A 21,485-nucleotide genomic window follows, 5' to 3' on the forward strand; every position below is an offset into this window, starting at 1 on the left:
TCCTTAACTGATCGGCATTAGGCCTGCGGGCCCGTTTTTGATCGTGCTATTCGGCACGCATCGCCAGCATAATTCGCATCAGGCGGATCAGTAACGCCCCGCATCCAGCCCAAAACAGCGCACTTAAACTCCATGCAACAATCAGCAGCCAACTGTGCATCTGCGTGACGGTGAGCCACATCCAGGCCATCCCCAATAGCGTGCCCACCACGGCGACCCACAGTGTACTGACCAGGGGGCTATCTGGCTGCAACACCGCCATTAACATGCCCGGCAATAAAAACAGCAATAATTCAGGCTGTCCGCGCATAGTTTGTTCCGCGGCAAGAGCCCAAAAATGGTGTGCAAAAATAAACACCAGCGTATAAAGCATCATACCCAGAACTGATGCTGGCCAGCGATTATTGCGCTGCAACATAACCATCCTCAACTTTGTTGTTAACAATATTGAAACGTTTACTGCCCTGATGCGCACAAGTGGAAATAAAAAGAAACAGCCACTGGCAGAAGGATTAAAAACTGCAGATAGCTGAGGAAGTTATTTATGATTAGAATGACGCCGTTTTAAATAATGGTCTGCACCTTGCTGGCGGCAAGGACGCTAACGGCTGCCACAAGATAGCGAAAAAAGGCCTTCTCATCAACTTGTTACAGGTAAAGAAGAAGTTAAACCGTGAACATTAACGTCGCAGAATTGTTAAGCGGAAATGACGTTCTGTTATTATTTGTCGTCTTAGCCCTGGGGCTGTGCTTAGGTAAATTACGCCTGGGCTCGGTACAGCTAGGAAATTCCATTGGTGTCCTCGTTGTTTCATTGATTTTAGGCCAGCAGCATTTTGCGATAAATACCGACGCACTCAGCCTCGGCTTTATGTTGTTTATTTTTTGTGTCGGTGTTGAAGCCGGACCTAACTTTTTTTCGATCTTTTTCCGCGACGGTAAAAATTACTTCTTCCTCGCCATTGTGATGGTGGTCAGTGCGCTGCTCATTGCTCTTGGGCTGGGTAAAGTGTTCGGCTGGGATATCGGCCTGACGGCGGGCATGCTGGCCGGTTCCATGACTTCCACGCCGGTGCTGGTGGGCGCGGGTGACACGCTGCGGCAAAGCATCAGTGACAGCCATCAGCTCAACATGATGCAGGATAACCTCAGCCTCGGTTACGCCCTCACCTATTTAATCGGTCTGGTCAGCCTGATCTTTGGTGCTCGCTATCTGCCCCGTCTGCAACATCAGGACTTACCGACCTGCGCGCAGCAGATTGCGCGAGAGCGCGGACTGGATGCCGACAGCCAGCGTAAAGTGTTCTTACCGGTCATCCGCGCCTATCGCGTTGGCCCGGAACTGGTGGAATGGAGCGGCGGCAAAAACCTGCGCGAGTTAGGCATTCATCGTCAGACCGGCTGCTACATTGAACGTCTGCGCCGTAACGGTATTCTCGCCAGCCCGGATGGGGATGCGATGCTGCAACTCGGTGATGAAATTTCGCTGGTGGGCTACCCCGATGCACACGCACGCCTTGATGCCAGCTTCCGTAACGGCAAAGAAGTGTTCGACCGCGATTTACTCGACATGCGTATCGTCACCGAAGAGATTGTGGTGAAAAACCACAATGCGGTGAACAAACGTTTGAGCCATCTGAAACTCACCGATCATGGATGCTTCCTCAATCGGGTGATTCGCAGCCAGATTGAGATGCCAATTGATGACAGCATCATGCTCAACAAGGGCGATGTGTTGCAGGTCAGTGGTGAAGCGCGCCGAGTGAAAAGCCTGGCAGATCGCATCGGCTTTATTGCCATTCACAGTCAAATGACCGATCTGCTGGCCTTCTGCGCCTTCTTTATCATTGGGTTGATGATCGGCATGATCACCTTCCAGTTCAGCAACTTTAGCTTCGGCATCGGTAACGCCGCCGGTTTGCTGTTCGCGGGTATCATGCTCGGTTTCCTGCGCGCGAACCATCCGACCTTCGGCTACATTCCGCAGGGTGCGCTGACCATGGTGAAGGAGTTCGGTTTGATGGTGTTTATGGCAGGTGTCGGTTTGAGCGCCGGTAGCGGCCTGCAACATGGCCTGGGCAGCGCAGGCGCTTTGATGTTGCTCAGCGGCCTGCTGGTGAGTTTGATTCCAGTGGTGATTTGCTATCTGTTTGGTGCCTACGTGTTACGCATGAACCGCGCGCTGCTGTTTGGCGCCATCATGGGCGCACGCACCTGCGCCCCGGCGATGGAGATCATCAGCGATACCGCGCGCAGTAGCATTCCGGCACTGGGCTATGCAGGAACTTATGCGATTGCTAACGTTTTGCTGACGCTGGCCGGCACGCTTATTGTGATAATTTGGCCGCTTTTGCCTTTTTAAAAATATTTTTACCGCGTTCAGAACTTTCTATTTGGGGCGCAGTCTGAATAAGTGCCACTGCTTTTCTTTGAAATCCCCAAATTGTGGAGCCCGCCGGTCACTGACTTGCGGGTTTTTTTATGCCTGCAATTCCTGCCGCTTAAGGTTCTCCTAAGCGTAAATTGCGACCCTGCCACTCTGGTTTCGCTATTTTTAAATATTCATGCAACTTTCATCAAAGTTAAACACTCCAACAACCCACGATAAGATTAAGAGCCCGACTATTTATTGTTTGTCTGGTCGCTTTTACGCTATCAACTTTATTTTACTGGCAATTTCGGCACTGGTGTTTATGTGGTGGTCGCGCCACGAAAGCCTGGATATCGCCATCAGTCAGCTGTGGTTTGACCCACAGACGCAGACGTTTCCGTGGCAACACAACCGCTGGCTGGACCTGATCAATCATCGCTTGTTCAAGGATGTGATCATCGCCGGTGCGGTATTGATGTTGTTACGAGGGGTGCAGAAGCGTGATGGTCGCCGCGTGCTGGTGGCCCTGCTGTTTGGCATGGGGCCGCTAGTGGTGGGCATCCTGAAGGCGCACAGCGCGCACTCCTGTCCATGGGATTTGGCGATGTTTGGCGGTAAAGCGGCCAGTTTTGTGCTGCTGGACCCTACTCCGGCCAACAGCGGTCCCGGGCAATGCTTCCCAGGCGGTCACGCTTCCAGCGGCTTTGCCCTGATGGCGCTGTTCTTTCTGTGGTGGCCAGAACATCCGCGCCGCGCCGTGCTGGCGCTGTTGTTCGGTATCACCGTGGGCTTACTGATGGGATACGGACAGGTGATGCGCGGTGCCCACTTCTTCTCTCACAACTTGTGGGCAGGCTGGTGGGTGTGGCTGAGCCAGGTGCTGATTTTTGCTGGTGTTTCTTTTTGGGTAGACAAGATGAGGAAAAGCAAACGTGATGGAAGCGCTCAACCATAGCCTGTTTCTATGGATCAACGCCACGACGGATTCACCGCCATGGTTGATTAACCTGGCGACCTTTATCGCCAAAGATGTGATTGCCATTGTCCCGCTGCTGATTGTGGCCTTATGGTTTTGGGGGCCGCGCGATCAAGTGCAATCTCAACGCGCGCTGGTACTGAAAACCGGTATGGCGCTGATTTATGCATTGAGCATTTCATGGTGCGTGGGCCAACTGTTGCCGCATCCGCGTCCATTTGCCATTGGCTTAGGGCACCAATTCCTCGCTCACGCCGCCGATGACTCCTACCCCAGCGATCATGGCACCACCATCTTCACTTTTGCACTGGCGTTCATCTTCTGGCATCGCCTGTGGTCTGGCGTCATTCTGCTGGCCGTGGGCAGTGCGATTGCCTGGTCACGCGTTTATCTTGGCGTACATTGGCCTATGGATATGCTGGGCGGATTTTTGGTGGGCTTACTGGCGTGTCTGGCCTCGCATATGGCGTGGCAGTTGTACGGCGAACGCATGCTGACATTCACCCACCAGCTGTATCGCGCTCTGTTCGCTATGCCGATCAAAAAAGGGTGGGTACGCGGATAAGGTAAAGGGCGGCTCACTCGGGCCGCCCAATAGGGGACTAGCTAAACCACTTCCCAAACAAGCCGTTAAATTTCATCATGATGAAATCCCAGATACGACCCATAAACCCGCCCTCCGGCACCGCTTCCATCACCACCAGCGGGCGCTGATCCACGGTTTTGCCATCCAGTTGGAAATCAATGGTCCCCACCACCTGGTTCTTCTCCAGCGGCGCCTCCAGCTGCGGTGAATTCAGGGTGAAACTCGCCTTAAGGTTTTTCATCTGACCTTTCGGGACGGTGATCGCCGCATCTTTCGCCACGCCGAGATTGACCTGGCTCTGTTCACCAAACCACACACGCTGCTGGGCAAAAGGCTTGTCGCTTTTTATCGGCGTCACGGTTTCGTAGAAACGGAAACCCCAGGTGAGCAACTTCTCACTTTCACGGAAGCGAATCGCATCACTTTGGGTACCCAGCACCACCGAAATTAAACGCATATCCCCGTCGACCGCAGACGCGACCAGGTTATTACCCGCGCCCGAGGTATGTCCGGTTTTAATCCCATCCACTTTCAGGTTACTGCTCCACAACAGGCGGTTACGGTTCATTTGCTTGATATGATTAAAAGTGAACTCTTTCTCGCTGTTTAACGCGTACTCTTCAGGCACATCGCTAATCAGACGCTGCCCGATGATCGCCATATCGCGCGCGGTGCTGTATTGCCCATCGGCATCCAGCCCGTGCACCGTCATAAAGTGGGTATTTTGTAGTCCAAACGCTTTAACGTAGTTGTTCATCAGGCCGATAAACGAGTCCTGGCTACCGGCGACATAATCTGCCAGTGCGATACAGGCATCATTGCCTGACTGAATCACCACGCCTTTATTGAGCTCAGAAACCGGAATGCGGTCACCGGGTTTGAGGAACATTAGCGAGGAGCCGCGCAGTTTTGGATTGCCGGTTGCCCATGCATCCTGACCGATAGTCACCAGGTCATCGTTATGGATCTTACCGGCTTTCAGCGCCTGGCCGACCACATAGCTGGTCATCATTTTGGTCAGGCTGGCGGGATCCAACCGCTGGTCGGCATTGGACTCAGCCAGTACCTTGCCGCTGTTGTAGTCCATCAGAATCCAGGCTTTAGCCTCAATTTGAGGGGCTGCAGGCGCCTGTTCAGCCTGAGTGGTGACGGGAAGGAAAAGCACTAATAATGAAGTGGCAGCCAGTGGCCACAAAGCAGAAATGACGGAGTTTTTTCTCATGAGCGTGACCAGATTGTCCTTGTTAAATCATGGTTTTCTAGCAGGTAAGACATGTCTTAATAAAAGCTACACGCTTACCACCTGCGAACAAAACCGTCCAACCGTAAAGTTTTATAGAGTTTATTAGAGTAACCCTGGCATCAACCCTGCTGCGCTGCCACTTTTACGCTTCGGCCGCAGTGGAAAAAGTGAGAGAAATTCCGATTTTTCGCAGAACGGTTAAGCCAGTCACAAAATTCCGCTAACCTGATGCCAATCAGCCCGAGGAGAACCACGATGGACTTAGCCGTTTTCGATCTGGACGAAACCCTGATTTGTGAAGACAGTACCAGCCTGTGGCTGCGCTGGCTGGTCTCACAGGGATTTGCCCCCGAAGCACTCATCTCTCAGGAACAAGCCTTGATGGAGAAATACCATGCCGGCACCCTGTCAATTGAAGAGTACATGAGCACGACGCTTTCCCCGCTCGCCGGTATGGCGACCCTGACGGTTGAGGGTTGGGTGCGGCGTTTCATCCATCGCGATATCCTGCCACGCGTGTTCCCCGCTGCGCGGGAACGCATTAACTGGCATCAGCAGCGCGGCGATACCGTGATGATCATCACCGCCAGCGGCGATCATCTGGCGGTACCGATTGCGCAACGTCTGGGCGTGCATGGCGCGCTGGCGATTGGCGTGGAAGTGGTGGACGAGCGCTACAGCGGCCAGATTTACGGCACCGCCACCTATCGAGAAGGGAAAGTCACCCGTCTGAGTGACTGGAAGGCTTTGCAGCAGGATCAGCGCTTTGAAAAAACCTGGGCTTACAGCGACTCCATGAACGATTTACCCCTGCTCAATCACGCCGATCACGCCTGGGTGGTCAATCCTAATGCGCTGCTGCTGGAGCAAGCACAGCAGCGCGGTTGGGAAGTCTGTAACTGGGTGCGTTAAGTTATCCGCGCGCGGCGCTGGCGGGCTCCGCCAGCCCGACTTTTAGCAGCTTGCCGTTGGCTTCATCGGTGAGCACATAGAGATAACCATCCGGTCCCTGGCGCACATCGCGAATACGTTCGCCGCGATCCCCCAGCAATCGCTGCTCTTCCACCACTTTCTCACCGTTCACCCGTAAGCGAATCAGGCTTTTTTCCTTCAGTGCGCCGATGAACAGCGAATTTTTCCACTGCGGGAAACGTGCGCTGTTGTAAAACGCCATCCCGCTGATGGCCGGTGATACTTTCCACCAGAACTGCGGTTGTTCTGTTCCCGCGACATGCGTGCCCTGCGCTTCCGGTACTTTCTGCCCGCTATAATCAATACCGTAAGTGGCCAACGGCCAGCCGTAATTTTTGCCTTTCTGCGGGATATTCACTTCATCGCCGCCGCGCGGGCCGTGTTCACTCTCCCACATCTGCTGGGTCCACGGATTGAAGGCTAATCCCTGTGGATTGCGCATGCCGTAAGACCAGATTTCTGCACGCGCGTCTTTGCGCTGCACAAAAGGATTGTCTGACGGGATATCGCCGTTCTGCGTCAGGCGCACGATTTTACCTGAGAGCTTGTCGAGCTGTTGCGCGCTCAGGCTGGAAAAGTTGTCGCCAAACGCGATAAAAAGAAAGCCCTGCTCATCAAACGCCAGCCGGGTTCCCATATTCGCGCCGCTGGAGAGTTTCGGTGTCTGTTCCAGCACCACCTTAAAGTCACTCAACTGACGATTATCTTCACTGAGACGGCCATAGCCGACGACCCCACCCGCTCGCCCCTGCGCATCAGCCGTGGTGTAACTGAGCCACACGCGGCGACTCTGGGCGAAATCCGGTGCCAATACCACATCCAGTAAGCCGCCCTGGCGGTTTGCCCACACGTTTGGCACACCGCTGATGGGCTGCGACAATCCCTTCCCCGGCTGCCAACTGCGCAGTTGCCCGGCGCGTTCGGTGATCAGCAGCGTTTGATTGTCGGGCAGGAAAGCCACCGACCACGGATGGTCGAGTTTATCCTGCAATACCTGAACCTGGACATCAGCAGCCAGAGTCGAGTGGGCATAGCTCAATGCGCCAAGCATCAGCGCGACAGGCAGTAAACGCATGGGATTCTCCTTTATCACGGTCTGCCGTTAAGGGTAGTCAGCCCGTAAGAAAGGATGTGCAGGATTTACAAAACATTAAGCCCGACATAGCGCCGGGCGACGGGATTAAGGCGCGGAGAAGGCCACAACATCACGAATCATTTCGTCGATGCCCGGACGAAGATCGTTGAGCGTAATTGGCGTACTGTTGTTCGGCAGAGATTTACCAAAGGCTTTGCGCACGACTTTGATCATTGGCTTGCCGGTCTGGGCATCGACCGCTTCCACTTCGAGGAACAGCGCACTGTTTTGCGTACGGTGGCCGGTGGCCGCCATGGTGCTTGCTACAACTGCCGCAATCGGCACCACTTCGTAGAACTGCACTCCTTCGTTTTCTGCCGTTACGGCGGTGATGGCGCTTTTCACCCTAAGCGTATGTGCACCAGGCTTGCCCACCACCGGTTTACGTTCTGCGACCGCGCGTTTTAACTGGCTATCGGTGTATTGACGGATTTGATCCAACGTCTGCTGGCTGATGCGTTCAGTGGGACGTGCTGCAGGGTAGTAAACCACCGGCTCAAACACCACGTTGGTGTAATTGGCGCTGTGGTAATCCGGAGATATCCAGCGCAGGGTAGGTTTTCCGCTGGGAGATTGCTCAGATTTCAGCTGGCTGTAATCGCCGAGAAATCCAGAAAACTGCTGTTTATCCGCAACATGAGAGGTACAACCCACGGCCAGAAATGCCAGCGTTAAAGCAGGAATATAAAGACGAAATCGCATGAGAAAGCCCTTATAAGAGGTAAATCGCTTCTCAAGTGTAGAGCGCACGCTGCGCTTTAGCGGGAAATTTTCACAGATTGAGAGAAGAAACCACCTGCATTGCAGGTGGTTAGAGGAATTACTCGAAGCAGGTTTCTGGATTCTCTGACAACGAAATGAAACTTTCGCCACCTTTGGTCAGGGCAATAATACCGCCGCTCTCAATATCATAAACCCACCCATGCAGGCGGACTTTGCCTTTACGCAGCGCAACGGCTACCGAAGGATGTGTTTTGATATTGTTCAGTTGGGCAATAACGTTCTCTTTGACCATTTCATTGAGACGGATTTCCACCGCTTCATAGTTACGCTCTTCCACCACAGCTTTCGCTGCATTGGCGTAGTGCAACCAGTGATCAACTGCGGGCATGCTTTCCAAATCCGCATTGGATGCGATGGCGTTCATGGCGCCACAGTTGGAGTGACCGCAAATGATGATTTCAGTCACGCCCAGCGCGACAACGGCGTATTCGATCGTCGCAGATACACCACCCGGTTCGGGACCAAACGGTGGCACAATATTACCGGCGTTACGAATCACGAACAGTTGGCCTGGCTCAGATTGGGTGACCAGTTCAGGCACCAGACGGCTGTCTGAGCAGGAGATAAACAGGGCTTTGGGATTCTGGTTTGACGCCAGACTTTTGAAAAGATCCTTCCTTTCAGGGAACACATTCTGTTGGAAATTCAGAAAACCTTTAACGATCTCTTGCATTTGTCTGCTCTCACTTTATCCGCATCTGCGCTGGCGATACGATCGGCACCGTCAGCACGCGTTCAAATTCTTCAGTGCGGTGAATAACTTACAATCACCAACCGAACATTTAAGCAAAACAGGCGGGTTTACACAACTCGGATCACCGTTAACGGTTCGCAGCCACCGGCCTTATCGGCGATGATTTGAACGGATAACGGCTCCATTAAGCATAGCGGGAAACGCCCATTACGCTGTTAAGGAGATTCTTACATCACCTATACATTTTCCCTCGCAACCTCTGTACAATCCCCCGCCTATCCACACTAATTATGATGAATTATTATCCTTATGAGCCATGTCAAAAATCCGCCGCGCGTAGGCTTCGTCTCACTCGGCTGCCCAAAAAACCTCGTCGACTCAGAACGCATCCTGACGGAACTGCGTACTGAAGGCTACGATGTGGTGCCACGCTACGATGATGCGGAGATCGTCATCGTTAACACCTGTGGATTTATTGATAGCGCCGTACAGGAATCACTGGAAGCCATCGGTGAAGCGCTGAACGAGAATGGCAAAGTGATCGTCACCGGTTGCCTGGGTGCCAAAGTGGATCAGATCCGCGAAGTGCATCCTAAGGTACTGGAAATCACCGGCCCGCACAGCTACGAGCAAGTGCTGTCGCACGTTCACACCTATGTGCCAAAGCCGGAACACAACCCGTTCCTGAGCTTAGTGCCAGAGCAAGGCGTGAAGCTGACGCCGCGCCACTACGCTTACCTGAAAATTTCCGAAGGCTGTAACCACCGCTGCACTTTCTGCATCATCCCTTCTATGCGTGGCGATCTCGACAGCCGCCCGATTGGTTCGGTGCTCGACGAAGCCAAGCGTCTGGTGGAAGCCGGCGTCAAAGAGCTGCTGGTGATCTCACAGGATACCTCGGCTTACGGCGTCGACGTGAAACACCGCACCGGTTTCTGGAACGGATCCCCGGTGAAAACCAGCATGGTGAGCCTGTGCGAACAGCTGGCGAAACTCGGCGTGTGGGTGCGTCTGCACTATGTCTACCCTTACCCGCATGTGGATGACGTGATTCCGTTAATGGCCGAAGGGAAAATTCTGCCTTATCTTGATATTCCGCTGCAGCACGCCAGCCCACGCATCCTGAAGTTGATGAAGCGTCCAGGCGCGGTTGAACGCACGCTGGAGCGCATCAAACGCTGGCGCGAAATTTGCCCGGAACTGACGCTGCGTTCGACCTTTATCGTCGGCTTCCCCGGCGAAACCGAAGAAGATTTCCAGATGCTGCTCGACTTCCTGAAAGAAGCGCGTCTGGATCGCGTTGGCTGCTTCCAGTACAGCCCGGTTGAAGGCGCGACGGCCAACCAGCTGCCGGATCAGGTGCCAGACGACGTGAAGCAGGAACGTTTCGATCGCTTCATGCAACTGCAGCAGAAAATCTCCAGCGAGCGTTTGCAGGAGAAAATCGGCCGTGAAGTGTTGGTGATCATCGATGAAGTGGATGAAGAAGGCGCGGTGGGTCGCAGCATGGCCGATGCACCTGAGATCGACGGCGCGGTGTATCTGAATGGCGATCGTCAGGTGAAAGTCGGTGATGTGGTGCGTGTCAAAGTTGAACACGCCGATGAGTACGATTTATGGGGTACGCGCGTTTAACCGTGCTTCTGCTGGTGCGCGCGTTTGCGCGCCAGATAATCGGTGTCCGCTCTCAGCCGATCCCAGCATAATTTGAAGATGGCCGCTGCTGCGGCCTTTTCTTTTTCTGTGGTGCGCGGCAACTCATTGCCATCCGCATCATATTTGCGTCCGCCTTTGTGATTGCTATATCGGCGCGCGCGGGTATAGCCCATCTGAATAAATTTTCGCGCCATATCCATGCCGACAAAGTCGTCCTGTGCACGATACTCCTCAAACAACTGCATGATCTGAACGGAAGACTCCTGAGCCAGTTCCACGGTCCGGAAGCGCCAGAATGGCAAAATTTCGCTCTTGTAAGGCTCCACCATTAACACCCCCTGCTCACCGCGCCCAACCTGATAAAGGTCTGGCCGCTGTCGGAAATCGATATTCTTAAAGTCTTGTTCGTAATTAAAGGGTTTCACTGCATTTCTCCTGCACGACATTATCACTTATTGCAATTATTTTTTTGCGGCTCTTAAGCAATATGCTTTTACACCGATAACTTCTCTACTAGCCTACTTTGCTCAGGGAAAATCATGTTAACGAAAATGAAAATTGTGACTGCCATCATATTGATGCTGTTGGTATTCACCGCTATGCAGGCCATCTCCGGCTCGCTGTTTTTATCTTCCCTGATCGCTGGCCAGCATAATTTCACCGCCAGTAACCAGCTATCGCATCAACAACGTGAGTTCTCCGATAGCTGGCAAACGCTAGTGAAAACGCGCGTTATCATCAACCGCGTGGCGATTCGCATCCTGAAGAATCAGACCGATGATGCTTCACGCGCTGCCATTAACAAGCTGCTGGTTTCCGCGGGCGCATCGCTTGATGAAGCTAAGCAGCACTTTGACCGCTACAAAAGTGTCCCACGGATTGCGGGGCAAAGTGCAGAGTCCGCCCAGCTCATTGAGAGCAAGTTCACGGCTTATTATCAGCTTTTAAACCAATCTGCCGCATTCCTGAAAGCCAACAACTACGCCGCCTATGGCGAGTTGGATGCACAACAGGCGCAGGACGATTTGGAAGCGGCCTACAAGCAATGGCGTGGCGACAACGTGCAGTTGATCAATGCGCGCACTGCGGATAACGATAGCACTTATCAGCATATGCTGGTGATGGTCGCCGTGATGGCAGTGATTGTGGTGCTGTTGTTGCTGGTGGTTTGGCTGCTGGTTCGCCGCATCCTGTTAGCGCCGATGAAGCAAGTGCAGCAGCAGATGGAGCGCTTCGCCGAGGGCGATCTTTCCGCCAGTTTGACGATTGAAGGACACAGTGAAATGGCCGCCATTGCCGCGAGCCTCAACCATATGCAGCAAGCACTGTTGGGCACGATCAACAATGTCCGCGACAGTGCCGATGCCATTTTCGGCAGTGCCAGCGCGATCGCCAACGGTAACAACGATCTCTCCTCCCGCACTGAACAACAGGCCGCCTCGCTGGAAGAGACCGCCGCCAGCATGGAAGAGTTGACCGCCACCGTTAAACAGAATGCCGATAACGCACGTCAGGCGACGCAGTTGGCGAAAACCGCATCGGAAACGGCTGACCGAGGCGGCAACGTGGTGGATGGCGTCGTAAAAACCATGCGTGACATCGCCGACAGCTCGAAAAAAATCGCCGACATTACCAGCGTGATCGACGGCATTGCTTTCCAGACCAATATTCTGGCGCTGAATGCTGCCGTTGAGGCAGCGCGCGCAGGTGAACAGGGGCGTGGCTTTGCGGTGGTAGCGGGTGAAGTCCGTAGCCTGGCGCAGCGCAGTGCACAGGCAGCGAAAGAGATTAAGCTGCTGATTGAGGGCTCCGTGCAGCGCGTCAATTTAGGCTCACAACAGGTAAGCAGCGCCGGCGATACCATGCAGGAGATCGTCAGTGCGGTCACGCGCGTGACTGACATCATGGGCGAAATTGCATCAGCTTCAGACGAGCAGAGTCGCGGTATCGACCAGATTGGTGTGGCGGTGAACGAGATGGATCGCGTGACGCAACAGAATGCCACGCTGGTGCAGGAATCGGCTAACGCCTCGGCTTCGCTGGAGCAACAGGCCAGCAGCTTGTCCTCGGCGGTGGCGCGCTTTAAAACCGGGACACGGGCTGTGATTGCACCGATAACAAAAACCGTGAAAGCCCCTGTCGCAGCCACACCACGCGCTTTGCCCGCTGATGGTGCACACAGCAACGACAACTGGGAAACCTTCTGAGGTAACTGAAAACCAGGGGAGCCAAAGTGGCGACCTGCTCGTCTGTTTAGCAATGGATGATAACGCAGTGCTCATTGTTAAAAAGGGCACCATAGTGGAGGCCAGAGGCCTCTGCTGCTGCAAGGGCTATCCGCAGCGCTGAGGCTTTTATGTTGGGCCAGGAGCCAGCAGCAGAGGTGCGCTGGCCCGCACCTCTGCTTCTCAGCCAAACGAAAAAAGCTGCCACTTTTAACCGTGACAGCCTTTGCGAAAATGACCTCAGCTGACGAACTCTGCACCCTAAGGCGTGCAAACGGGATCAGGTCTTTAACTTCGGATCCAACGCATCTCGCAGTCCATCCCCCAACAGATTAAACGCCAACACCGTCAGGAAAATCGCCAGACTGGGGAAGATCGCCACATGCGGCGCAATCACCATATCGGCCCGCGCTTCATTCAGCATCGCGCCCCACTCCGGCGTGGGCGGCTGTGCGCCCAGTCCGAGGAACGACAAACTCGCCGCCGTGATGATCGACGTGCCGATACGCATGGTGAAATAGACCACAATTGACGACACGGTACCGGGCAGAATGTGACGCGTAATAATCGTCCAGTCTGATGCGCCGATGCTGCGGGCTGATTCAATAAAAGTTTGGTGTTTCAGCACCAGCGTATTGCCACGCACCAGACGAGCAAAGGCTGGAATACTGAAAATCGCCACCGCCACAATCACATTGCTCATGCCGCTGCCCATGATCGCCACCACCGCAATCGCCAGCAGAATGCCAGGGAAAGCAAACAGCACGTCACAGATACGCATGGTAATGCGATCCCACCAGCCCTCGTAATAACCGGCCAGCAAGCCCAGTAACGTACCTATCAGCGCACCGATCGCCACCGAGAAAAAACCGGCAATCAGTGAAATACGCGTACCGACCAGTACGCGGCTAAATATGTCACGCCCCAGCGAATCCACACCAAACCAGTGCATCATCGATGGCCCATCATTCAGCCGGTCGTAGTCAAAATAGTTTTCTGCATCAAACGGGGCAATAAACGGGGCGATAAACGCCACCACAATCAACAGCAGCACAAATAAGCCCGCCACCATCGCCACATGTTGATGACGAAAGCGGCGCCAGAATTCACGCCACGGCGTACGTACCCGGGTTTCCGTCATCATCGGCATGGTTTTCAATGCCGCTGCGCGTCGCCAGTTTTTCAAGTGCGACTCCTTACCTGTAACGGATGGCCGGGTTGATCGCCGCATACAGCATATCGACAATCAAATTGATCAAAATGAACTCCAGCGAGAACAGCAGCACCTCGGCTTGAATGACCGGGTAATCGCGCATCTCAACAGAATCCACCAACAGGCGGCCTAAACCTGGCCAGTTAAACACCACCTCCACCACAATCGAGCCACCCAGCAGGAAACCAAACTGCAGGCCCATCATGGTCACCACCGGGATCATCGCATTGCGCAGACCGTGTTTGACCACCACCAGCGACTCACGTACCCCTTTGGCGCGCGCGGTACGCATGTAATCTTCCTGCATCACCTCGACAAACGAGGCGCGGGTAAAGCGTGCCATCACCGCCGCCACGGCTGCACCCAGGGTTATCGAAGGCAGAATGTAGTGTTTCCAGCTGTCGGCACCGACCGTTGGCAGCCAACCCAGCTCAACAGAGAACACCTGCATCAGCAGCATGCCTAAGGCGAAAGCGGGAAAAGAGATACCAGACACAGCCAGCGTCATACCGATGCGATCGGGCCAGCGGTTGCGCCAGACGGCCGATGTAATGCCGATGGTCATACCGAAAATCACCGCCCATACCATGCTGGTCAGCGTCAGCCACAGCGTCGGGAAGAAGCGTGCAGCAATCTCTTCCGAGACCGGACGTTTGGATACCATCGACTGGCCGAAATCCCCCTGCAAGGCATTGAGAATAAAGTGCCAGAACTGCTGGATCAGCGGTTGGTCGAGGCCCAGTTCCTGGCGCACCAGTGCCACCACTGAGGCATCCGCTTCCGGACCCGCGATCAGGCGCGCCGGATCGCCCGGCAGCAGGTGGACAAACAAGAACACCAGCACCGCAACAATCAGCAGCGTGGGGATCAACCCCAGTAGTCGTTTGAGAAAATAGTTGAGCATGCAAAATCCTGCGCAGCAACGGCCAGCCTCGCAAGGCTGGCCTTGCCAGTTACTTCAGATCCGCCTCATCAAAATTGAATGAGGTATCGGGCATGACATAAAAACCGGTGAGGTTTTTATTGTTCGCGGAGAGCAACTGCTCAACCACCAGCGGAATCCACGGATGGTCGTTCCAGATACGATCCTGAGCGTCTTTGTACAGTTTGACTTTCTGATCACGATCGGTGGTTTTCAATGCATCACTCAGATCTTTATCTACCTGCGGATTGCTGTAGAACGCCGTGTTAAAGATGGCTGGCGGCCAGGAGGTGGTGGCAAACAGCGGCGTCAGTGCCCAATCTGCTTCACCGGTCGAAGCTGACCAGCCCGTGTAGAACATGCGGACACCGCTCTCCTTCTGCCCTTTACTCTCGACTTCTGCGGCACGTTGGCCAGCATCCATCGCGGTGACTTTAACCTTCACGCCGACCTGCGCCAGCTGCTGCTGAGTGAACTGCAACACTTTCTGCGCCGTGCTGTGGTTGTGAGAGGACCACAGTGTGGTCTCGAAACCGTTCGGGAAACCGGCTTCCTTCAACAGTTCACGCGCTTTGGCCGGATCATATTTGATTGCCGGATAGGTCTGCGCAAAATCAATCGCCGGCGGCACGATGCCGGTAGCCGGTGTGGCATAACCCGCAAACGCGACTTTGACCAGCGCCTCACGGTTAATGGCGTACTCCAGCGCTTCACGCACTTTCGGGTTATCAAACGGCTTCTGCGTCACGTTGAGGCTGATGTAACGCTGCATAATCGATGGCGTGGTGACGACGTCGAGTTTGCTGTTGCCCTGCAGCAATTTCGCCTGCTCAAACGGTACCGGGAATGCAAAGGTCGCTTCGCCGGTCTGCAGCATCGCCGCACGGGTATTGTTGTCTACCACCGGGCGGAAAGTGATGCTGTCCAGCTTCGGATAGCCTTTCTTCCAGTAGCCATCCCACTTCTTCACTTTGACGAAGTCGGTCTGATTCCAGGTGACGAACTCATACGGACCGGTCCCCACCGGATGGAAGCCAATGTCCTTACCGTATTTCTTCAGGGCGGTGGGTGAAATCATCACTGCCGCCGGGTGTGCCAGATTGTTGATGAAGGCCGAGAACGGCTGCTTCAGCGTAATCTTCACCGTGGTCGGATCCACCGCCTCGGTGCTGGCGACATACTTAAACAGGTTATAACGCTTGAGATGATTATCCGGGTTGCTGGCACGGTCGATGTTGGCCTTCACCGCTTCGGCATTGAAATCGGTGCCATCCTGAAACTTCACGCCCGAGCGCAGTTTGATGGTGTAAGTTAAGCCATCGCTGCTCACCTGATAGCTTTCCGCCAGCACGTTTTGCAGCTTCATGTCCTTATCAAAGCCGAACAGTCCCTGATAGAACGCCTTGGCCACCGACTGCGACAATGTGTCATTGGCGTCGTACGGATCCATCGTGGTAAAGGTTGACGCCACAGCAATCACCGCGTCCTTCGCTGCCCACGCTGGCATTGCCAACGCTGAACTCAACAACCCGGCAGTGATAACCCCTTTTCGCATAATGTGGTGCATTGTTATCGTTCTCCTGTAATCCCTGTCATGCGCGGCATCCGTGGATGACGCGGTTGCTTGCTGCTCAGGCGCCGCTAATGGCGTGGCGGGCAACAAAATGCCCCGGTGTCACTTCCAGTAACGGTGCCACTTCTGGCTCATCACCCAAGGGGCGAATCGGGCTGGGGATCTCATCCACCATTAATGCCCGCTCACGATGACGGTGCGCCGGATCGGCGACCGGCACCGCGGCCATCAGTTTTTTGGTATAGGGATGGCGCGGCTGCTCAAACACCGCCTGGCGCGGCCCCATTTCCACAATCTGTCCGAGATACATGACGGCCACGCGATGGCTGATGCGTTCTACCACCGCCATATCGTGAGAAATAAATAAGAAGGCGATACCAAACTCGCGCTGCAAGTCGAGCATCAGGTTAATGATTTGCGCCTGAATTGAGACGTCCAGCGCCGAGACTGACTCATCGGCAATCACCACTTTAGGATTCAGCGCCAGCGCACGGGCGATGCAGATACGCTGACGCTGACCGCCTGAAAACTCGTGTGGATAGCGCTGCGCATGCTCCGGCAGCAAGCCAACGCGCTCCAGCAGCCAGGCTACGCGCTTCTCCGCCAGTCGCCGATCCATGGTTTTGTGCACCAGCAGCGGTTCCATAATCGAGAAACCCACCGTCAGGCGCGGATCGAGCGAGGCGTAAGGATCCTGAAAAATGAACTGAATATCGCGACGCAGCGAAGCCAGCGCGTTGCCCTGCAGCGCATCAATGCGCTGACCATTGAAAGTAATCGTGCCACCCTGGCTGGCGACTAAGCGCAGCAGCGATCGACCGGTAGTGGATTTTCCGCAGCCGGATTCGCCGACCAGCGCCAGCGTCTCGCCAGCATGCAGATCAAAGCTGACCTTCTCCACCGCATGCACACGGCGCTTAACGCGATTCAGTAAACCACCACGAATATCAAAACGCGTCACCAGGTCGCGCACCTGCAAAATCGGTGGTTCATCGCTGCGCACCGTATCCTGCGGTGTCGCCACCTCTTCACGACCATTAGTGTGCAGCAACGGGAATTTGGCCGGCAGCGGCTGGCCGCTCATCGCCCCCAACTTCGGTACTGCCGCCAGCAAGGCGCGGGTGTAAGGCTGTTGCGGCGCATCAAACAGCTGCTGCACCGGCGCACGCTCAACCACATCGCCGCGATACATCACCTGCACGCGATCGGCCATCTCCGCCACCACACCCATGTCGTGAGTGATGAAAATCACCCCCATCTGCATCTCTTTTTGCAGCACGCGAATCAGCTGCAGAATTTGCGCCTGGATGGTCACGTCCAGCGCGGTGGTGGGTTCATCGGCAATCAGCAGCGCCGGTTTGCACGACAGTGCCATGGCAATCATCACGCGTTGACGCATGCCGCCAGAGAGTTGATGCGGAAAACGCGATAACACATTATGGGCTTCAGGTATGCGCACCAGATCCAGCATACGCCGCGCTTCGGCTTGCGCTTGCTGGTGGCTTTTGCCCTGATGTAAACGGATGGATTCGGCGATCTGCTCACCCACGGTGAAAACCGGGTTGAGTGAGGTCATCGGCTCCTGGAAAATCATCGCCATATCGGCACCGCGCACTTTGCGCATCTGGCTGGCGGTGGCGTGCATCACATCCAGCACCTCGCCGTTACGTCGACGCAGGCGGATATCGCCACTGACATCGCCGCCCGCCTGCTGAATCAAGCGCATCAGCGCCAGCGACGTGACCGATTTGCCCGAACCGGATTCGCCAACCAGTGCCAGCGTTTCCCCACGATGCAAATCCAGCGACAGGTGACGAACCGCTTCGGTGATTCGCCCTTCATGCTCAAACCGTACGTTGAGGTCACGCACCGCCAAAACCTGCTCGGGTGCAAACTGCTGATGCTGCTGCGTCATGCCTGCTCCTTAGCTATCGCGGTAAATCGCTACCTCGACTTCGCCACCGACATAGGCGAATCCCCGATACATCCCTTCACTGTTGAAGGGCAACGCCACATTGCCGTGGCTGTCGACGGCAATCAGCCCGCCGCTGCCTTCCAGCTCCTGCACTTTGTCATGAATCACGTTGGCGGTGGCTTGCTGCAGGCTACGGCCACCGTACTCCATCTGTGCAGAAACGTCATACGCTGCCAGAGTACGAATAAACACTTCACCGGTGCCGGTACAAGAGACCGCCACCGTTTCATTATTAGCGTAGCAGCCCGCACCGACGAGCGGGGAATCACCCACGCGCCCGACCTGCTTGTTGGTCATACCGCCGGTTGAGGTCGCCGCGGCCAGATTACCCTGAAGATCGAGCGCCACGGCACCCACGGTGCCGAATTTGCGATCGGGGTCGAGTGGATCGTCGCTGTGACTTTGCGCGGCGCCATCATGATCGAGCACCATCTGCTGGCTGCTGAGCGCACGCTGTAATTGCTCCCAGCGTTCAGGCGTGGAGAAGAAATCCGGCGCAACCTGTTCCAGCCCCTGTTCTACGGCAAAGGCTTCGGCCCCCGCACCGATAAACAGCACGTGAGGGCTGTTTTCCATCACTTTACGCGCCGCCAGAATCGGGTTACGAATGTGATTCACCCCCGCCACCGCACCGACATCAAGGGTACGACCATCCATAATGCTGGCATCGAGTTCGTGGGTGCCCTGATGGGTAAACACCGCGCCTTTGCCTGCGTTGAACAGTGGGCACTCCTCCAGCAACCTTACCGCCTCGGTCACCGCATCCAGCGCACTGCCGCCTGCAGCCAAAATCTGCTGGCCTGCGGTAACGATTGCGTTCAGTTGCTGACGATAGTGCTGCTCTTTTTCGGCGCTCATGGCGGCACGCGTGATTGCGCCCGCACCGCCGTGAATTGCGATAACTGCTTTAGCCATAACCGGTACCCTGTCAGGAAATCAGAGCCAAAAACACTGATTTAGAATGGTTTTCATCTTTTTTTGGCAATTTTCGACTATAGAAAGGCACTCCCGGCTTGTAAAGCAGAAAGTGTATCTCCGGTCATAACCTTTTAATGTGGATTATGCTTTTTTAGTCGCATGTGACTCGGCAGACAAATGCCACCATAATAGGCAGCATCAGAAATTCATCACGCAGAGACAGACATGGAACCTTTCACCGCAGGATTAATCTCCCTCGAAGACGCGCAGCAAAAAATGCTGCAACAGCTTACCCCCATCAGCGATTGCCTCAGCGTCTCGCTGTTTGAAGCGGCAGGACGCATCACGGCAAAACCGGTCACTTCTCCGCTGAATGTGCCACCGTTCGATAATTCCGCAATGGACGGTTATGCCCTACGTCTCAGCGATATCTCGCCAGAACATGTGTTTCCCGTGGCGGGCAAAGCCTTTGCCGGTGCACCGTTCAACGGCGAATGGCCCGCTGGCAGCGTGATACGTATTATGACCGGTGCGCCGATTCCGGCAGGTTGCGATGCGGTGGTGATGCAGGAGCAAACCGAACAGCGTGCGGGTGGCATCGCCCTCACCGCCGCCGTGACACTCGGGCAAAATATCCGCCGTATTGGTGAAGACATTCAGGCTGGCAAACAGGTGCTGGAGGCGGGGGTTCGCCTCGGTGCTGCCGAGTTGCCGCTGCTGGCTTCACTGGGGATTGCCGAAGTGAGCGTGCTGCGCAAACTGCGCGTGGCGATTTTCTCCACCGGCGATGAATTGCAGGCGGTGGGCCAACCTTTGGCTGACGGGCAAATCTACGACACCAACCGCTTTACCGTATCGTTGATGCTCAACAAACTGGGCTGCGAAGTGATCGATTTGGGCGTGATTGCGGACGATCCCGAGGCGCTGCGCCAGGCGTTCAGCGAGGCCGATCGTCAGGCAGATGTGGTGATCAGTACCGGCGGCGTGTCCGTCGGCGAGGCGGATTTCACCAAAGCGATGCTGGAAGAGTTAGGCGTGATTACCTTCTGGAAACTGGCGATGAAGCCGGGCAAACCGTTCGCTTTTGGCCGTTTAGCGAACAGCTGGTTCTGCGGCCTGCCTGGCAATCCCGTTTCAGCCGCCGTGACCTTCTATCAGCTGGTGCAACCGCTTCTGGCGACCCTCACCGGCCAGACCACGCGCATTATGCCGCTGCGCCAACGCGCTCGCGCCATTCAGCGTTTGAAAAAATCGCCTGGCCGCCTCGATTTTCAGCGCGGCATTCTCAGTCGTGGTGAAGACGGCGTGCTGGAAGTCCGCAGCACCGGCGCCCAGGGTTCACACGTGTTTAGCTCTTTCGCCCTGGCCGACTGCTTTATTGTGCTAGACCGCGATCGTGCGGATGTGGAGCCCGGCGAATGGGTTGAGGTAGAAGTTTTCAATAGCCTGCTGGAGGGCTAATGAGCGTCGAACTGAGCCATGAGGAGATGCTACGTTACAACCGTCAGATCATACTGCGGGATTTTGATTTTGACGGTCAGGAGAAGCTTAAAGCCTCGCGCGTTTTGCTCGTCGGACTCGGCGGACTCGGCTGTGCTGCTGCACCCTATCTTGCTTCGGCTGGCGTGGGCCATCTTACCTTGCTGGATTTCGACACCGTTAGCCTCAGTAACCTGCAGCGCCAGATTCTGCACAGTGATGCCACCCTCGGTCAGCCCAAGGTGGAGTCTGCGCGTCAGCAACTGTCGGCGATGAATCCTTATTGCCAGCTTGAAGCGATTGATGCACAGCTGGATGATGCCCAACTCAGCGCCCTGATCGCGCGCCATGATGCGGTGCTGGACTGTACTGATAACGTCAGTGCGCGTGAACAGATCAATCGTCTGTGTTTCCAGCACAAGGTGCCGCTGATTTCCGGTGCGGCCATTCGTATGGAAGGTCAACTCAGCGTGTTTACCTGGCAGCAGGACGAGCCGTGTTATCGCTGCATTAGCCGCTTGTTTGGCGATCAGACATTAAGCTGCGTGGAAGCCGGCGTGCTGGCGCCGTTGGTCGGTGTCATTGGTGCGATGCAAGCTTTAGAGGCCATAAAAGTGCTGACCGCGCTAGGGCAACCTGCCCGTTCACGCTTGTTGATCTATGACGCGATGAGTGCAGAATTCCGTAGCATGAAGGTGATGCAGGACAGGCACTGCGAGGTGTGCGGCCAGAAATAATCAAGGTGCGCATGGCTGCGCACCTTG

The 21,485-nt window shown here is 55.1% G+C and carries 19 protein-coding genes; 8 read left to right on the forward strand and 11 right to left on the reverse strand.

Annotated features, from left to right (window positions below):
* Positions 1–46: 46 nt before the first annotated feature.
* Positions 47–424: an inner membrane protein YbjM gene (gene ybjM, locus VI01_RS03525; RefSeq protein WP_369800374.1), complete on the reverse strand. Its 378-nt coding sequence runs from the start codon at positions 422–424 to the stop codon at positions 47–49.
* A 249-nt stretch (positions 425–673) separates the two neighbouring features.
* Here ybjM and VI01_RS03530 point away from each other — a divergent pair, with 249 nt between their 5' ends.
* From VI01_RS03530 to ybjG, 3 genes are all read left to right on the forward strand, one after another.
* A complete protein-coding gene (locus VI01_RS03530) occupies positions 674–2,362 on the forward strand; it encodes an aspartate:alanine antiporter (protein WP_038647892.1) in 1,689 nt (562 codons plus the stop codon).
* Between the two features lie 202 nt (positions 2,363–2,564).
* On the forward strand, positions 2,565–3,326 hold the full coding sequence (locus VI01_RS03535) for a phosphatase PAP2 family protein (RefSeq protein ID WP_075564069.1): 762 nt from the start codon (positions 2,565–2,567) through the stop codon (positions 3,324–3,326).
* On the forward strand, positions 3,307–3,912 hold the full coding sequence (ybjG, locus tag VI01_RS03540) for an undecaprenyl-diphosphate phosphatase (protein WP_038647896.1): 606 nt from the start codon (positions 3,307–3,309) through the stop codon (positions 3,910–3,912). The genes VI01_RS03535 and ybjG overlap by 20 nt, the downstream gene beginning before the upstream one ends.
* 37 nt (positions 3,913–3,949) lie before the next feature.
* Here ybjG and VI01_RS03545 read toward each other — a convergent pair whose 3' ends face one another.
* The gene (locus VI01_RS03545) at positions 3,950–5,155 is read right to left on the reverse strand and encodes a serine hydrolase (RefSeq protein WP_082082026.1); all 1,206 of its coding nucleotides are present in this window, start codon (positions 5,153–5,155) and stop codon (positions 3,950–3,952) included.
* Positions 5,156–5,431: 276 nt separating this feature from the next.
* Between VI01_RS03545 and VI01_RS03550 the strand changes: the two genes are divergently transcribed.
* The gene (locus tag VI01_RS03550; RefSeq protein WP_045814002.1) at positions 5,432–6,088 is read left to right on the forward strand and encodes an HAD family phosphatase; all 657 of its coding nucleotides are present in this window, start codon (positions 5,432–5,434) and stop codon (positions 6,086–6,088) included.
* Between the two features lies 1 nt (position 6,089).
* On the opposite strand, the gene VI01_RS03555 is transcribed toward VI01_RS03550, so the two are convergent.
* From VI01_RS03555 to VI01_RS03565, 3 genes are all read right to left on the reverse strand, one after another.
* Complete coding sequence (locus VI01_RS03555; RefSeq protein ID WP_045814003.1) at positions 6,090–7,223, reverse strand: PQQ-dependent sugar dehydrogenase; 1,134 nt, start codon at positions 7,221–7,223, stop codon at positions 6,090–6,092.
* 105 nt (positions 7,224–7,328) lie between these two features.
* On the reverse strand, positions 7,329–7,985 hold the full coding sequence (locus tag VI01_RS03560; protein WP_045814004.1) for a DUF3313 domain-containing protein: 657 nt from the start codon (positions 7,983–7,985) through the stop codon (positions 7,329–7,331).
* 118 nt (positions 7,986–8,103) lie between these two features.
* Complete coding sequence (locus tag VI01_RS03565; protein ID WP_045814005.1) at positions 8,104–8,739, reverse strand: carbonic anhydrase; 636 nt, start codon at positions 8,737–8,739, stop codon at positions 8,104–8,106.
* A 330-nt stretch (positions 8,740–9,069) separates the two neighbouring features.
* Here VI01_RS03565 and rimO point away from each other — a divergent pair, with 330 nt between their 5' ends.
* A complete protein-coding gene (gene rimO, locus VI01_RS03570) occupies positions 9,070–10,395 on the forward strand; it encodes a 30S ribosomal protein S12 methylthiotransferase RimO (protein ID WP_038647904.1) in 1,326 nt (441 codons plus the stop codon).
* Here rimO and VI01_RS03575 read toward each other — a convergent pair.
* On the reverse strand, positions 10,392–10,841 hold the full coding sequence (locus tag VI01_RS03575) for a DUF4385 domain-containing protein (RefSeq protein WP_045814006.1): 450 nt from the start codon (positions 10,839–10,841) through the stop codon (positions 10,392–10,394). The genes rimO and VI01_RS03575 overlap by 4 nt on opposite strands.
* A gap of 114 nt (positions 10,842–10,955) precedes the next feature.
* Between VI01_RS03575 and VI01_RS03580 the strand changes: the two genes are divergently transcribed.
* Positions 10,956–12,623, forward strand: a complete 1,668-nt coding sequence (locus VI01_RS03580) for a methyl-accepting chemotaxis protein (protein ID WP_045814007.1) — start codon at positions 10,956–10,958, stop codon at positions 12,621–12,623.
* Positions 12,624–12,921: 298 nt separating this feature from the next.
* Here the strand turns inward: VI01_RS03580 and gsiD are convergent, their stop codons facing one another.
* From gsiD to VI01_RS03605, 5 genes are all read right to left on the reverse strand, one after another.
* Positions 12,922–13,827, reverse strand: coding sequence for a glutathione ABC transporter permease GsiD (gene gsiD, locus VI01_RS03585; protein WP_045814008.1), 906 nt, complete (start codon positions 13,825–13,827; stop codon positions 12,922–12,924).
* Positions 13,828–13,837: 10 nt separating this feature from the next.
* Entirely contained in the window at positions 13,838–14,758 is a 921-nt protein-coding gene (gene gsiC / locus VI01_RS03590; RefSeq protein WP_034820789.1) for a glutathione ABC transporter permease GsiC, read from the reverse strand.
* 49 nt (positions 14,759–14,807) lie between these two features.
* Positions 14,808–16,343 carry a glutathione ABC transporter substrate-binding protein GsiB gene (gene gsiB, locus VI01_RS03595; protein WP_045814009.1) on the reverse strand — a complete coding sequence of 512 codons (1,536 nt, stop codon included), beginning with the start codon at positions 16,341–16,343 and terminating at the stop codon, positions 14,808–14,810.
* A gap of 64 nt (positions 16,344–16,407) precedes the next feature.
* Entirely contained in the window at positions 16,408–18,264 is a 1,857-nt protein-coding gene (gene gsiA / locus VI01_RS03600) for a glutathione ABC transporter ATP-binding protein GsiA (RefSeq protein ID WP_045814010.1), read from the reverse strand.
* Positions 18,265–18,273: 9 nt separating this feature from the next.
* Complete coding sequence (locus tag VI01_RS03605; protein ID WP_045814011.1) at positions 18,274–19,239, reverse strand: isoaspartyl peptidase/L-asparaginase family protein; 966 nt, start codon at positions 19,237–19,239, stop codon at positions 18,274–18,276.
* 228 nt (positions 19,240–19,467) lie between these two features.
* Between VI01_RS03605 and moeA the strand changes: the two genes are divergently transcribed.
* Both moeA and moeB read left to right on the forward strand, forming a co-directional pair.
* Complete coding sequence (moeA, locus tag VI01_RS03610; protein ID WP_045814012.1) at positions 19,468–20,703, forward strand: molybdopterin molybdotransferase MoeA; 1,236 nt, start codon at positions 19,468–19,470, stop codon at positions 20,701–20,703.
* A complete protein-coding gene (gene moeB, locus VI01_RS03615) occupies positions 20,703–21,458 on the forward strand; it encodes a molybdopterin-synthase adenylyltransferase MoeB (RefSeq protein WP_045814013.1) in 756 nt (251 codons plus the stop codon). Before moeA ends, moeB begins: the two co-directional genes overlap by 1 nt.
* Positions 21,459–21,485 lie beyond the last annotated feature (27 nt).

The sequence above is a fragment of the Pantoea sp. SM3 genome (genome assembly GCF_000963995.1).
GTDB lineage: Bacteria > Pseudomonadota > Gammaproteobacteria > Enterobacterales > Enterobacteriaceae > Pantoea > Pantoea rwandensis_B.